Below are 15824 nucleotides of genomic sequence, written 5' to 3' on the forward strand. Positions count from 1 at the left end.
ACCTGATTTAAAATAAGAGTATGTTATGACCATTAAAAAACAACAAACTGTCGTTGTTAAATTAGGTACCAGTGTTTTGACGGGTGGTACCAAACAGTTGGATCGTGCACAAATTGTTGAACTCATCAGGCAATGTGCTATTTTACATCAAGATGGACATAAAATTATTATTGTTACATCAGGGGCTATTGCCGCAGGTCGTGAATATCTTAATTATCCTACTCTTCCTAATACCGTTGCCTCAAAACAGCTACTTGCATCAGTTGGTCAAAGTAAATTAATACAACTTTGGGAACAACTCTTTTCCATCTATAAAATTTATATTGGTCAAATGTTATTAACACGTGCCGATCTTGAGGATCGTGAAAGATTTTTAAATGCACAAGATGTTTTAAAAGCCATGTTGGACAATCACATTATACCCATTATCAACGAAAATGATGCAGTGGCAACGGCTGAAATTAAAGTGGGTGATAATGATAATTTATCTGCTTTAGCAGCTATTTTAGCGGAAGCCGACAAATTGATCTTATTAACGGATATTGCAGGTTTATTTACCGCAGATCCAAGATCAGATAAAAATGCTAAATTAATTCATGAAATCAATCATATTGATGATAAGTTACGTAGTATAGCTGGAGATAGTGTTTCTGGGCTTGGTACTGGTGGAATGGGCACCAAAGTACAAGCTGCCGAAGTAGCAGGAAGTGCTGGGATTGAGGTTATTATTGCAGCAGGTAATAAACCTAATGTCATTATTGATACGGTAAACAACCAATCGGTTGGTACACGTTTTATCCCGCCAAAAACCCCTTTAGAGCATCGTAAACATTGGTTATTTGGTGCACCAAAAGCTGGTAAAGTTTTGTTAGATGATGGTGCAGTAAATGCTATTTTAAATAATGGCAGTTCACTTTTGCCCAAAGGAATTTTACAAGTTGAACAAAATTTTTCTCGTGGTGAGGTTATTGATATTTGTGATAAATCAGGCAAAAGCATAGCTCGTGGAGTAAGTCGTTATAATAGCGATGCATTAAAACAGATTGCCGGACATCATTCACAAGAAATCAGCCAAATTATCGGTTATGAATATGGTTCTGTCGCCGTACATCGTAATGATATGATTATAAAATAATAAATTATTAATATAAAAATAAAGAATGGAATCACAACAGCAAATAATAAAAAAACATTATGCGCTGAGTTTTTGATAACCATCAACAGTGATAGAGTCATTTAAATCATTATCATATTAACATGACCAGAAATAAAATAGTCATGAATCACAATGATTACAACCCCTTTATTAGATCTTATTTTTAGTATAGGATGGTTTATATGGTCATTGGTTAAGATTTTATATTCTCCATAATCAGCTCTTCTAAAAGATGATAAAACATGATTTTTGAAGATATAAAATCCAATCGAAATAACAAATATGTGTATATAAATTTATTACATTGCAATAAATAAGACAGAAAACAGATTGAAAATCTACAGATTTTGTTTCAATAATATTATTAAATTTAAACTGTTAGATACTTTACATGCTTCTCTGAAAGAGAATGAAACATTGACCAATGAGTGGCTGAAAGAAAAAATACAAATTCAAATACATATCTTGTATTTTTTCACCTGATAATGAATAGGTATTTGGGTTTATATCATTTATTTTTTATGTAAAGTTAATCTCTTTAACTAAAAAAAACAACTATCCGTTGTATTTGAGTAACCGGTTTTTTCTATTATACATAATACCGTATTCAATGAAGGAATTTTTTAGGTAACTTCAATTTATTTAAAGAAATTTGTGAATCAAATTAATAAAGGTTAAAAATGATAGTTCAAATAGGAAAAGAGGCGAAACTTGCTTCTTATCAATTAGCACAATGCTCTACTACGATTAAAAATAAAGTGTTAGCTGTTATCGCCGATTTATTAGAAAAACACAGTACAACAATTCTTGCCGCTAATGAAAAAGATATCCTAATAGCTAAAGAACAAGGATTAAATGAAGCGATCTTAGATCGATTATTGTTAACATCACAACGATTATCCTCAATTGCCAATGATGTGCGAAAAGTCATTTCATTAACCGATCCTGTTGGTCAAATTATTGATGGAGCCACTTTAGAAAATGATTTAAAGTTACAACGTTATAGAGTCCCATTAGGTGTTATAGGGGTAATATATGAAGCTCGTCCTAATGTGACTATTGATATTGCCACACTCTGTCTTAAAACGGGTAATGCAGCTATTTTAAGAGGGGGTAAGGAAACCATTCATACCAATCGTGCAACCGTAGCAATTATCCAACAAGCATTAGAGCATGTAGGTTTGCCTAAAACAGCAATACAATTCATTGATAATCCCGATCGCAAATACATCAATGAACTTCTTAAACTTGATAAATATGTTGATATGATTATTCCTCGTGGAGGCGCAGCTTTACACAAACTGTGTCGTGAACATTCAACCATACCTGTTATCACCGGCGGAATTGGCGTTTGTCATATTTTTGTCGATGAAAGTGCTGATTTTGATAAAGTATATCCAATCATTTTAAATGCTAAAACGCAACGCCCTAGTACTTGTAATACCTTGGAAACATTGTTAGTACATACCAAAATTGCCAATACATTTTTACCAAAACTTAGTCAAATTATGGCTGACAACCATGTTATATTACATGCCGATACTGATGCATTCAAAATTTTAGAAACGGGCGTCGCAAATGTGTTCCCTGTTGAAGAGGAAGAATTACGTCAAGAATGGCTATCAAAAGATTTGAATATAGTCATTGTCGATTCACTTGAATTTGCGGTTGGGCACATTCGTGAATATGGCAGTGGTCATTCAGAAGCCATCTTAACACGTGATTTAGCGAACGCTGAAAAGTTTGTCCATTTAGTCGATGCTGCGGCTGTTTATGTCAATGCATCTACTCGTTTTACCGATGGTGGACAATTTGGTTTAGGTGCTGAAGTTGCGGTTAGTACACAAAAATTACATGCTCGTGGACCTATGGGGCTTGAAGCATTAACTACGTATAAATGGATTGGTTATGGTGATGATTTGATTCGTCAATAACGACAATCAAGGTAACTGTTCGGCATATCCGAACAGTTTTACTTAGTTTAGGTTAATCAAAATTCCGCATCAATAATGCATAATTTAAATCAATATCTTCAGCAATAGGAATATAAACAATATGTCCATCCCCTAATCCAGCAGGTACAGGTTGCCCTTTCTTATTTTCCATACGTTCAATAATAAAAGTCTTATTACCTTTCGGTGTCATCATTTCCACACTGTCACCCACTGAAAATTTATTTTTAACAATGATTTCAGCCAAACCATTTAAACGCTCTCCACTAAACTCACCAACAAACTGTTGTCTGTCTGATACTGAATGGCTATGCACATAATTTTGCATGTCTTCATGTTTGTGACGACGTAAAAATCCTTCCGTATAACCACGGTGAGCTAAAGACTCAAGCTCGGTTAATAGGCGTGGATCAAAAGGTTTTCCTTCACTTGCTGCATCGATTGCTTGACGATACACTTGAGCGGTCCTAGCACAGTAATAAAAAGATTTAGTACGACCTTCTATTTTTAATGAATGTACTCCAATTTTAGTTAAATCACCAACTAATTCAACTGCTCTTAAATCTTTGGAGTTCATGATATAAGTGCCATGCTCATCTTCATAAGCCTGCATATATTCGCCAGGACGTCCAGATTCTTCCAGCATAAACACTTTATTCGTAGTGGAACCTATACCTAAAGTTGGTTCTCTTTGTTGAACTGGGATCGGTTCACATTTATGCACGATTTGCCCTACTTCATCTTCTTTGCCTTCCGCAATTTTATATTCCCAGCGGCAAGCATTAGTACAAGTACCTTGGTTTGAATCACGTTTATTGATATAACCAGAAAGCAAACAACGTCCAGAATATGCCATACAAAGCGCACCGTGAATAAATACTTCCAGTTCCATTTCCGGTACTTTTTCGCGAATTTCAGCAATTTCATCCAGTGACAATTCACGTGATAACACCACTCGTGTTAATCCAATTTTGTGCCAAAATTTTACAGTAGCCCAGTTTACCGCATTCGATTGTACGGATAAATGAATTTCCATTTCAGGGAAATGTTCACGAACCAACATAATTAAACCCGGATCGGACATGATAAATGCGTCTGGCTTCATGTTGACAATGGGTTCTAAATCGCGAATAAAGGTTTTTAATTTAGAATTATGTGGGGCGATATTAACAACAACATAAAACTTTTTACCTTGCGCATGTGCTTCGTTAATGCCTATGGCTAAATTTTCATGATTAAATTCGTTATTTCGAACACGTAAGCTATATCGAGGTTGTCCGGCATAAACCGCATCTGCGCCATAAGCAAACGCATAACGCATATTTTTAAGGGAACCAGCAGGAGAAAGTAACTCTGGTTTTGCATATAAAAGTGTCATTCAAAAATGCCTCTGATTTCAAGTCAGTATTACTGTATGTAATAGGTTAAGCAAAAATAGGTTGGCATTTTACGCTTAAGCCTTGCGATTGGCAAATTTATTGTATCAACAATGTAAGCCACACAAAGCTTATTTGCATCAATTGGATGTTAAGGTTGCTTAATATGATCAAATTGTTAATAGTTTAATGTAACAGATACGTATTAAATTTTTTAATTTTTTATTTATATAAAAATTCTTCTGATTTTATTCTTCAATAAAAATCTTATAGAAATGAATTTAGTTATAATCAAATAAGTGATAAAAGCAATGCTATTAGCTGTATTAGTTTTAACTAACATTGCATGATTTCAAACTTACCACTTTTCTTCATCACTATTGAGTAATGGTAAATATTCTTGCCAGCGATATTCTCGAATCGGCATTGGATTTGCCTCATCAAAATAGAGTACTAATGCTGGCTTTATGCCATTCCAATTTTCAACAAACTCATACCCAACTAAATGGCCATCCTTAATTAACTTTTTTGCTTTCGCATGATAATTAAAATAACTCATAATAGACCTTAATAAAAAATCTAAGAATTAAATGAAATCTGCATATAATTTGCTTAATAGTTATTCTTTTTCACTTTCATTGGTAAAAAATCACGCAATTGTTATCCCCAAAAAAACTGAATAAATTTGTGGATAAAGAAGGTAAATCATTTAAAAAAATGATTTTATTATGCAGATCAATCTTTAGCCAGAATTCACTCATCGTGAAGTTTCCATCATTGCTTTTTTGTTTGAAGAATTTGCTGATAATTTGACCATATTTACCACATTTGTCATTGAATAAAACTACAATTTTAACTATTCTTTGTAAAAAATATTCAGGAGTCTATACCGTTTCATTTTCTTTTTTCACTTTCATTGAATTTATAACTATAAATCATATTAATAAACGGCTACTGAGTTTAAATGCATTCTGTTAGTAGATCTCCTTTTACATCATGCAAATACATTTCCATTCATTTTTATTGTCTTGGGTTTTATGGATGCTTTTGCTTGTTCTTTGTTATTTCGACAACCTAAAAAACAGTTTTATAAAAATAACCGATAATTAAATGAATTGTATTGATACAATTTTCCATTATTTTGTTCTCTTGCCAAAGAGGTTTGGCATATTAGACTTTAAAAGTTTTCAATAGCAATACCTTTGTTTTAGTAAAACTGACGTTTTTTACTCATTTCAAAAGAGTTAACGCATCTAAATCATTTGTTGTTGAACGTTATTATTACGAGTAAAGGTAACAGTCATAACTTTTGGGGTAAAATAATATAAGATGCCGGTCTCTGTTGTTCAGACTTTTTATGGTTAGGCAATTATTTTGCAACTTTGATTACTAAAATGATTATTTTTCATGTTTTGTTATTTGTATTGTTCTTTTAATACTCAGTTACACACATGATAAAAAATTCTGACGACTTGTAAATGATTTTATTTACAATAAAAAATTTAAGAAAACGAATAAAAAGGTAAAGACAATTAAGAAATGACGTTTTTCGAGTGATAATAAAACCAATAAAAAGCCTCATTTAGACAGGCTAAATGAGGCTTTTTGAATCCATTGAAAGACTTACTGCACACCTGGAATGGTATATTCCATAATGAGTAGTAAAGTAGGTAAAATAAAGATTGATAAAACTGTTGAAGCAAAGAAAATGCTTGATGCATGTTCTTGTTCAACATTCCAGTTATAAGCCAAAATAACCGCTGTTGATGCCGTTGGCATTGCAAGTAAGAAGACTAACTCTTCTGCTTCCATTCCTGTAATACCAAATAAATGTACAGCAATTAAAGCAACAATTGGTGTAAAGAAGCTTTTTAAAACCACATTGATCATAAGTGGTTTTGTCATTTTTAATTTCACACCATAAATACCTACACCCACCGCAATTAACGAGATAAAGTTACAAGCATTAGACATGATATCAAAGGTATTAAATATAAAGTGTGGCATCCAAGTGGTACCATCTGTTACACTCACAATTAAACCAAGGATAACGCCTAAGAACATTGGTTTCATAAGTGAACTTTTTACTGCACTAAAAACCATTCCACCCGTTACTTTACCACCTGATATTTTGGTGTCACATAATTCTAATAGAAAAATAGTCATAGGAATTAATGACAATGCCACAACAAAGTTAGCAACTGCAACAGAAATTGTGGATGAGGCACCTAACATTAAAGTTAAGAATGGAACACCCATTCCCCCCATATTTGGGAAACAGCATAACATTGAACTCATGGCAGTTGATTTTAGATCTTTATGTAAAATGTATTTATTAACTAAAAAACAAACAATCCATAAAAATGACATTGTGCAGAAAAAAGCAATCATCCAAATACCATTGAATATTTGCGATGGTTTAGCATGCGATGTATGCACAAATAGTAATGCTGGGAATACAAAGTTAGATACAAGTCCTGATAACAACTTTTTAGAATCTTTTGTAAATATTCCTTGCTGTACACACAACCAACCAAGAAAAATAAGTAAAAACACCGGAAGACAAGAACTTACTACTTGCCCAACTGCAGACCAGATCAGATTCATTTTTTTAAAACTCCTAAAATAATATTACTTGAAATACAAAATCGGTAATTGTTCGGTAACTTTTGATTAGATATTATTTTTTAGACCGAGCTAAAGCGGATAACAAAGCTGAATATATTTATTACATGTAAAAGTGCATGTTTGTTTTTTGAAATTTTATATTGCTAAATGCTGTTTTACATGATGTAAGCTTAACTGAATACATTGTTAATATGTCAACCTTTGTTATTTCAAATGGAAAATACTGTAAATTGCGCGGTATTATACTTATTCTTTTTTAACTTGTGTGAAGCAAGATCCACTAGCTCTCTTAAAAAGATCAAAAAACCATTCAATTTTGATTGAATGCCCCTAAATAACAAAGTTTTATTTGATAAAAATCAATGAATAAGATCATTCAGAAAACGTGTGTTAAATTATGGTAAAAGTTAATTTAGCCATTAAACCTTTTATTTTAATATTTTTTAATGCGATTTGTAAACAACTAAACACTGCTAATTTTATAGTTAACAATATGATTTAAATCGTTTATATAAAGGTATAACAATGTCACTTGACTGCTGCTCTTTATATTATTCAAATAAATAATTAACATAATAGATAGTGAATTATGTTTTCAAAATATCAATGAATGATTAATTCAATGTAAGTAATTTATGTAACCTGACAAAATCGATACGATTATTTGGACTATTTTTAAGTTAAACCCTATTTATATTTGCCCTGCTATTTTTAATCCTATAAAAATCGAAAAGACCGATAATTTTTGTTGAGACTTAACAATTATTGCTTTTTTGTTCAATTTCAATTTTTTTACAGTCGAAATTTTTTGAATCAATCACTTTATACTGTATATTTATACATGTATTCGTTTTTTACTATCTCTATAACACACAAAATAGATTTATAGGATAATTTTAAGGAGAACATACTTGCGTAATAATTGTATTGTACTTGGCATGGTTAATGCTGCCGATAAAAATTACTTAACTTTAATTGATACACCAGTAAGAGCTGGATTTCCTTCCCCTGCTGATGATTATTTGGAAACTAAACTTGATTTGACTGAACATTTAGTAAAGCATCCTAGCGCAACATATTATATTAAAGCCGTAGGCGATTCTATGATCGATTATGGTATTTTTAGTGGTGATTTATTAGTTGTTGATCGTTCCTTAGAGCCTAAGATGGGTGACATTGTAATTGCTGCAGTTGATGGTGAATTAACATGCAAATGTCTCGGAATATTTGACGATCAACATCATTTATTATCAGGTAATTCTCTTTATCCACCCATTCCCTTAATAGGCAAAGATGTGCATATTTGGGGCATTGTTATACATACTATTCACTCATTACGAAAAAGAGCGCATGTATGATAGGTTTAATTGATTGTAATAACTTTTATGCCTCATGTGAGCGCGTTTTTAATCCTAAATTAGAAGGAAAACCCATTGGGATTTTGTCCAATAATGATGGCTGTGTCATTGCTCGTTCAAATGAATTAAAACCATTAGTACCTATGGGGATGCCGGCTTATCAGATCCCATCTAAAATTCGTAAACAAATAATTTTGCTCAGTTCAAACTATGAACTCTATGGTGATATGAGTCAGCGAGTCTTTGATACTGTACAAAATCATACTCCTAGTATTGAGCTCTATTCTATTGATGAAGCCTTTATTCAATTAGATGGATTTGCGGATATGACAGCACATTGTTTAAACATAAAAAATATTGTAAAACGAGATACAGGCATTCCTGTTAGTATTGGTATTGCGCCCACTCGAACATTAGCAAAGTTAGCTAATCATATAGCAAAAAAACACGCTATTTATCAAAATGTTTATTGTTTACCTACAGATGAAAAATTACAAAAAAATTTATTAAAAACCTTTCCCGTTAATAACATTTGGGGTGTTGGTCGACATATTGCAAACAAATTAAACAGAATCAATATTGATACTGCATGGGACCTGCGCCAAGCCAATATAAAATATATTAGAAATAACTTTTCAGTAACGCTAGAACGAACAGTATTAGAATTACAAGGAATTAACTGCATTGAGTTAGATGACCTAGCCGCTCCGAAGAAAAACATCATGATATCACGCAGTTTTGGTCGTTTAACAAGCGCACTATTTGATTTACAAGAAGCGATTCGTCTGCATGCAAGCCGTGCAACTGAAAAACTTAGACAACAACAATCTGTCGCTAGTGCTATTCTTGTCTTTTTAAAAACTGATCGCTTTTGTGTCAATTCAAATCAATATCATCCATCAATTGTTGTACCACTTTCTTTTCCAACGGATGACTCACGATTAATTATTCACGCAGCACAAAAAGGGTTGCTGGCAATATATAAACAAGATCTTTTATTTATGAAATCAGGGGTAATGTTGCTGGATCTGAAAAATAAAAACGGGCATTTCCAACCAGATTTTTTTACTACATCGTTGACAAATCCATCACTGCATAAAAATGATAAACTTATGAAGACAATTGATATAATCAATCAAAAAATGGGGAAAAATACGATCCAATTAGGAGGAATACAAAAATCTGCTCCTTGGCAGATAAAACGTGAATTATTAAGCAAACGTTATACTACTCATTGGAATGAATTGCCATTGGTGAAATAAATAACTAAAAATAATAACCGTTATTATATATAATAAGTAAAAGAGTAACATATATTCTAGCGATGGATATTGTATATCCTTAATGAGTGACCACAACATAAGAACGGATTGATTAGGATGAAAAATACAGAATTAGAAATAGAAAGACTCAAAACTTTAAGTACTACATTGAATCATAAAAAATGTGTTTCCACTTATAAATCAATAAAACAACAGGATCTCTCTAATATACCTATATTAAAACCCCTGCTTGTTGTTGTATTAAATGGTTGTAAAATCGTTGGTAATGAAACTAAAATCGCGTGCAATGTAGGTAATTTTGTTTTTTTTACCGATGTACAAACAATGAGTATGCGAAATATCCCTGCCAATACCAATTATCTTGCGGTACTCGTTGAATTTGAATTTTCTGATTTTGATAATAACTTAATCAATAATAACACGAATAAATCTGAAATATACACATTTGGTAAAGCTAATAGCGCTTTATACAAATGCATATCTCAACTGGTTGAATGTTTAGATTGGGCAACAGAAGATATATTAGAAAACCGAAGAAAAGAGATCATCAACTTATTGATTAGTTCAGGATATCAAAATTTAGCTTACCTCCCCAGTCAAAAAGAAACAACCCAAAAAGTTATCGAAATATTTAAAAGAAACGACAATAAAAAAATAACTATAGATGACGTGAGCAAAGAAATCTGTATGAGTAAAGCGACACTATATCGCAAATTAAAGTTTGAAGGGGAAAATATCCAAAAAATAAAAGAAAAAGTGTTAATGGGACGAGCGCTTCACTTATTACAAACATCGAGCCTTTCAACAGAACATATTGCCACAATGGTTGGGTATTCATCCACAGCTCGATTTTCTCAACGATTTAGAGCCTATTTTGGATTATCACCAAAAGAATTAAAAAATACCAAACGAAATTAATCGTTTTTTTATATAAAAATTCCCATTAAATTGGGAATTATTTTAGAAAAATATACGATTTTTCGTATGAAGCCACTTCAAGTAGCAATTTTTATCACTTTAATATATCGGTATTTTTAAGATGAATTATCAAGTACAAATTGATAACTGGAACTCAGTTATCTATAAGTTACTTTATTTTTATGTTGGACTAAGACGATTTATTTTAAAAACAGTTAATATCGATGCTTTATAGAAATAGTACCTGAGAGTTTTGGATTTGTGTAAAAGCGTTAATGGACATTAAAACAACAAAATTGGAGTTTGCAATAATGCCCTCCTTGGCAAAATTGCAAAAATTTTTAGTGATGCCAAATCTTCCATGAGCAATAAGTCAAAAATAACCTTTACTTTTGGTACCACTTAAATCAGATATTTTTATTTAGGACCATTTCTTTTTAGCACTAAAAGTATAAATACTGATTTTTACACTATCAAAATATCCATAAAATGATAGTATAATTGTAAACACTCCATCCCAAACTACGATGATGATATAATTGAATACTCAACCTCATCTGTAATATATGGCTAAATTATAACAAGTAATTATGTAAAAAAAATGACAATTAAATTCATTTTATTAACAAAATATTTCAAATTACTTACACAATATTAAGAATTAAGTTTACTAAGCCGGCATTAGTGGCATGATATAATGAAAAGCTATGATATAGCTTTTCAACATTACTTATTGATAACGATTAAAAACATTCACTTATCTATGTAGTTAGAGGACATAATGGATTGGTTTTATTATTACTAATTTGCACAAATTAATAACATTTCCATTCAAACCATGATCCATTATTTTTTTCATAATAGATACAAATAAGGTCTTCATATTGGATATTATTACTTATCCCCAAAATTACATTTACATTTGTGAATCAAGATAGTGTCCGCTTTGTGGCACAAAACTTTTAAGTTACCTTAATTGTAAAAACTAAGTTGCAAAGACTAAATTTATTGTGGAATTTTAATTGTACTGTCATTAATGGCTGACTCAATTCTTCTTATAAATCAATTGTACTACTTTATGAGTATCTAAAGTTTTATTCAGTATAAAGACCTTTAGCTTGTATAAAAGATGTGTCTATTGCATCAATGAAGATAATAACCAGTCAAAAATAGACAAAATGATGCTCCATGTTATAGCAGATATGGGATCTTATGATCCCATATTAACAATTGAATTACGAAAACGCTTAAGCGCAATAAGAAAGAACACACTACCAATAGCTAATAACCAAGCATAAGATGTCCAAACAACACTTAAACCCGCTCCACGATATAAAATTGCCTGCCCTAATTCAACAAAATGCGTTGTTGGTGCAAACAACATGATATTTTGGACTACTTCAGGCATACTTTCACGTGGTGTACTACCACCAGAAAGCATCTGTAAAGGTAGAAGAATCAAAATAAATAACATGGCAAATTGTGCTGTTGATTTGGCAACAGTCGCCATAAAGATTCCAAGTGACGTTGTCACGAATAAATGTAGAGCTGCCCCAATTAAAAACAAGGTAATCGAGCCTTCAATTGGAACATTTAGCCAACCATGAACAACAACTAAGAGTGCCCCCCATGTTGAAACAAGCACGACAAGCCCCATCGACCAAACTTTTGATATCATGATTTGAAGTGGTGTAACTGGCATTGAAAGCAAGTGATCGATAGTACCATGTTCACGTTCCTTCATTAAAGCTGCGCCAGTTAAAATAATCGACAACGTGGTCACAATATTGATGATTTCCATAACGGAACCAAACCAAGAACGGGTCAAGTTGGGATTAAATGCAGCATGAACTTCGATATTCACCGGCAGACTGGTGGGTTTATCGATTTGATTGAAATATTTTGTTATTTCGTTGGTCACAATTTGGGTAATATAACCATTCCCAACAAAAGCCTGCCCCATTCGTGTTGCATCAATATTAAGTTGAATTTCTGGACTTTGATTATTTAACACATCGCGTTGAAAGTTAGGTGGAATATTCAATGCAAAAGTATAACTATCGGTATCCATACCTCGATCAACTTCATCCATAGAGTTTAGTTTTACCGGTTGGTTAAACATGGGTGGATAAAACGCCGCAATAATTTGTCTGGATAATGGCGAATCATCTTCATCAACTACCGCAATCGACGCATGATGAAGCGAGTCTGAAGTTGCTGTTGCTGCAGTATAGATATCAAGCGTAAAACAGTAGGCAATTAACAGCAACATAATTGGATCACGAATCAATCCCCATAACTCTTTAATACCTAAGCGATAAATATTAATAAAACTTTGCATAATATCTATCCTTCTTGTTTCTTGAGTAGGAATATACTTGCGCACAGTATAATCGGAATGGTGATAAACAAGGCAAATATAGAGTTATGTAAATCAAAAAGTCCTAATGCTTTATTAAAAACCCCTCGAGCAATAATAAGCATATGGGTGGTTGGATAAACTTCACCAATATATCGTCCACTACCTTCTAAAGATGCAACCGGATTAAGTAAACCAGAAAATTGTATCGCAGGTAACATCGTACCAACACAGGTTAAAAAGATAACCGCAATTTGACTGCGTGTTACTGTCGAAGCAAGTAATCCAAAGCCTGTTGCAATAATACAATAAGCTAATCCAGCCAAACACAAAGTCAACAAGCTGCCTTTAATTGGTACGTCAAATATTGTCACCGCCATAAGCAGCAATAATAAAAAGCTAAGCATCGAAATCACAATATATGGAACTTGCTTACCTAATAAAAATTCAGTTTTGGTGACAGGCGTAACATATAAGTTAATTATCGACCCCATCTCTTTTTCACGTACTACGGATAGTGCCGCTAACATCGATGGAATCATTAATAATAAAATAGGAATAACCGCCGGTACCATAGCTTGTAAACTTTTAATATCGGGATTATAACGATATCGAGTTTCAATATTTGCTAATGAACTCGATGCCGTTCCGGTGGTTGTTTTTATTTTGTCACTTAACCAAGCAAGATGCATTCCTTGTACATATCCTTTAATCGTATCGGCACGCAAAGGCATTGCACCATCAATCCATATTCCAATACTAACCGGATCACCACGTTGAATATCTCGACCAAAATTTGGTGGAATCTCAATAGCTAATGCTATCTCATTACTTCTCATCCTATGATCCATATCATCATAATCAAGGATTGGCGGTTTCTCGATAAAATAGCGCTTAGATCCAGAAAGATTGGTAATATAATTTTGACTGGTAATAGTTTGATCACGATCTAACACCGCAAAATTTAAATCTTCTACATCCATGGTGATACCATAGCCCATAACCAACATTAAGATAGCTGAACCTAAAAGTGCTAACAAAGCTCGCAATGGATCGCGCGATAGCTCTAAAGTTTCACGCCACATACACCCAATCATCCGAGTTAGGCTAAATCCCTGTAGGTGAGCATCTTGCGTTGTATTAGCTTGTTTATTGGTTAAAGTTTTAGGCTCTTCACTTGCTTTTTCATCACTATGGGTATCATCTGCACCAGCATCAACTAAATAACGAATAAAAGCTTCTTCCAGCGTTTTAGCATTTTTGGAATGGATGATATTATCAGGAGTATCACTGGCTAATACTTTACCAGCATGCATGAGTGAAATCCTATCACAGCGTGCCGCCTCATTCATAAAATGGGTAGTAATAAATACCGTAACTTTATCTTTTCGGGAAAGTTCGATAATTAAACGCCAAAAGTCATCCCGAGCAATGGGATCAACCCCGGAAGTCGGTTCATCTAGGATAAGAATTTCAGGATTATGAACCACCGCAACAGATAAAGAAAGCCTTTGCTTAACCCCTAACGGTAGACTATCTGGTAAACTTTTTAATTCATTTTCCAAGCCAAAACGCTTAACTAACTCCTCAACTCTTGCTGGAATTTTGCTTTCTTCAATACCAAATAGACGGGCATGTAAAACTAAGTTTTGTTCAACCGTTAATTCACTGTAAAGCGAAAAAGCCTGAGACATATAACCTAAATGACGTCTAACATTAATATCACTTGCATCAACCAGTTTACCAAATAACCAAGCTTCACCTGATGATATTGGTAATAACCCTGTTAACATCTTCATCGTTGTGGATTTACCGCAACCATTAGATCCTAAAAAACCAAATATTTCGCCTTGTTTGATTGAAAAATTAACATGGTCAACTGCAACAAAATCACCAAATTGCTTGGTTAAACCTTTTGCCTCAATCGCCACTTGTAAATCTTTATTTAAATCTAATGGGGGAATTTCAACCGATTCATAACCTTCTCTAGCATCTTCTGGCATCAATTGAATAAAGGCATCATCTAAATTATCTTTACCTGTTTTGGCTAATAATGCTTGAGGCGTGCCTGTTTCAAGAATCTTACCGCCATACATTGCAACCAGCCAATCAAAGTTTTGCGCTTCATCCATATAAGCGGTTGCAACAATCACGCTCATTTGTGGTCGTTGTTCACGAATTTTATTGATTAATTGCCAGAATTGCGCGCGAGAAAGAGGATCGACCCCTGTTGTTGGTTCATCAAGAATAAGTAAATCAGGATCATGAATCAAGGCAGAACATAAGCTGACTTTTTGTTTCATCCCTCCAGAAAGGCGACCTGCGGGTCTAGATAAAAAAGGATACAACCCAGTGCTTTTAGTTAACTCATCGATACGACGTCGCCTTTCAGCAGCATCGTTACCAAATAAACGAGCAAAAAATTGCAAATTTTCTTCGACTGAAAGTGTAGGATAAAGGTTTTTCCCTAATCCTTGTGGCATATAAGCAATACGGGTACAGACGTTTTTACGATGGGATTTATCTTTCATGTCACCATCTAAAACGTAAACTAATCCCTCTTGAATGACATGTGCGCCCGCTATTAATGATAATAAGCTAGATTTACCAACACCATCAGGACCAATCAGTCCCACCATACATCTAGGCGGGATGGCAATACTAACATCATTAAGCGCACACGTTTTTTTATAATGTAAGGTGACATGACTTACATTTACAACCGCATCATCAATGGCCTTACCTTCAGCAAGTAACGTCAAATCCTTTTTATTTGACTCTGACATATGCTATC

The 15824-nt window shown here is 33.2% G+C and carries 10 protein-coding genes; 5 read left to right on the forward strand and 5 right to left on the reverse strand.

Annotated elements, in window-relative coordinates:
* The first annotated feature begins 25 nt into the window (after positions 1-25).
* Together proB and proA are read left to right on the forward strand one after the other, a co-directional pair.
* Positions 26-1135, forward strand: coding sequence for a glutamate 5-kinase (proB, locus tag J3U13_RS06270; RefSeq protein ID WP_267340875.1), 1110 nt, complete (start codon positions 26-28; stop codon positions 1133-1135).
* 701 nt (positions 1136-1836) lie between these two features.
* The gene (gene proA / locus J3U13_RS06275) at positions 1837-3090 is read left to right on the forward strand and encodes a glutamate-5-semialdehyde dehydrogenase (protein ID WP_267340877.1); all 1254 of its coding nucleotides are present in this window, start codon (positions 1837-1839) and stop codon (positions 3088-3090) included.
* A gap of 52 nt (positions 3091-3142) precedes the next feature.
* Here the strand turns inward: proA and yegQ are convergent, their stop codons facing one another.
* From yegQ to J3U13_RS06290, 3 genes are all read right to left on the reverse strand, one after another.
* Positions 3143-4486, reverse strand: a complete 1344-nt coding sequence (gene yegQ / locus J3U13_RS06280; RefSeq protein ID WP_267340878.1) for a tRNA 5-hydroxyuridine modification protein YegQ — start codon at positions 4484-4486, stop codon at positions 3143-3145.
* A 356-nt stretch (positions 4487-4842) separates the two neighbouring features.
* Entirely contained in the window at positions 4843-5043 is a 201-nt protein-coding gene (locus tag J3U13_RS06285) for a hypothetical protein (protein ID WP_267340879.1), read from the reverse strand.
* A 1064-nt stretch (positions 5044-6107) separates the two neighbouring features.
* A complete protein-coding gene (locus J3U13_RS06290) occupies positions 6108-7091 on the reverse strand; it encodes an AEC family transporter (RefSeq protein WP_267340880.1) in 984 nt (327 codons plus the stop codon).
* A gap of 932 nt (positions 7092-8023) precedes the next feature.
* On the opposite strand from J3U13_RS06290, the gene J3U13_RS06295 reads away from it, so the two are divergent.
* The 3 genes from J3U13_RS06295 to J3U13_RS06305 all read left to right on the forward strand — a co-directional run bounded on the left by J3U13_RS06295 (position 8024) and on the right by J3U13_RS06305 (position 10671).
* A complete protein-coding gene (locus J3U13_RS06295) occupies positions 8024-8470 on the forward strand; it encodes a LexA family protein (protein WP_267340881.1) in 447 nt (148 codons plus the stop codon).
* Positions 8467-9732, forward strand: a complete 1266-nt coding sequence (locus tag J3U13_RS06300; protein WP_267340882.1) for a Y-family DNA polymerase — start codon at positions 8467-8469, stop codon at positions 9730-9732. The genes J3U13_RS06295 and J3U13_RS06300 overlap by 4 nt, the downstream gene beginning before the upstream one ends.
* A 117-nt stretch (positions 9733-9849) precedes the next feature.
* Positions 9850-10671: a helix-turn-helix transcriptional regulator gene (locus J3U13_RS06305; RefSeq protein WP_267340883.1), complete on the forward strand. Its 822-nt coding sequence runs from the start codon at positions 9850-9852 to the stop codon at positions 10669-10671.
* Between the two features lie 1210 nt (positions 10672-11881).
* Here J3U13_RS06305 and J3U13_RS06310 read toward each other — a convergent pair.
* A complete protein-coding gene (locus J3U13_RS06310; RefSeq protein WP_267340884.1) occupies positions 11882-13012 on the reverse strand; it encodes an ABC transporter permease in 1131 nt (376 codons plus the stop codon).
* A gap of 5 nt (positions 13013-13017) precedes the next feature.
* On the reverse strand, positions 13018-15816 hold the full coding sequence (rbbA, locus tag J3U13_RS06315) for a ribosome-associated ATPase/putative transporter RbbA (protein WP_267340885.1): 2799 nt from the start codon (positions 15814-15816) through the stop codon (positions 13018-13020).
* Between the last annotated feature and the right edge of the window lie 8 nt (positions 15817-15824).

This window comes from Gilliamella sp. B2887, assembly GCF_026537015.1.
GTDB lineage: Bacteria > Pseudomonadota > Gammaproteobacteria > Enterobacterales > Orbaceae > Gilliamella.

Coding starts and splice junctions, on each gene's coding strand:
- proB (WP_267340875.1), top strand. CDS start 26: ATGACCATTAAAAAACAACAAACTGTCGTTGTTAAATTAGGTACCAGT.
- proA (WP_267340877.1), top strand. CDS start 1,837: ATGATAGTTCAAATAGGAAAAGAGGCGAAACTTGCTTCTTATCAATTA.
- yegQ (WP_267340878.1), bottom strand. CDS start 4,486: ATGACACTTTTATATGCAAAACCAGAGTTACTTTCTCCTGCTGGTTCC.
- J3U13_RS06285 (WP_267340879.1), bottom strand. CDS start 5,043: ATGAGTTATTTTAATTATCATGCGAAAGCAAAAAAGTTAATTAAGGAT.
- J3U13_RS06290 (WP_267340880.1), bottom strand. CDS start 7,091: ATGAATCTGATCTGGTCTGCAGTTGGGCAAGTAGTAAGTTCTTGTCTT.
- J3U13_RS06300 (WP_267340882.1), top strand. CDS start 8,467: ATGATAGGTTTAATTGATTGTAATAACTTTTATGCCTCATGTGAGCGC.
- J3U13_RS06305 (WP_267340883.1), top strand. CDS start 9,850: ATGAAAAATACAGAATTAGAAATAGAAAGACTCAAAACTTTAAGTACT.
- J3U13_RS06310 (WP_267340884.1), bottom strand. CDS start 13,012: ATGCAAAGTTTTATTAATATTTATCGCTTAGGTATTAAAGAGTTATGG.
- rbbA (WP_267340885.1), bottom strand. CDS start 15,816: ATGTCAGAGTCAAATAAAAAGGATTTGACGTTACTTGCTGAAGGTAAG.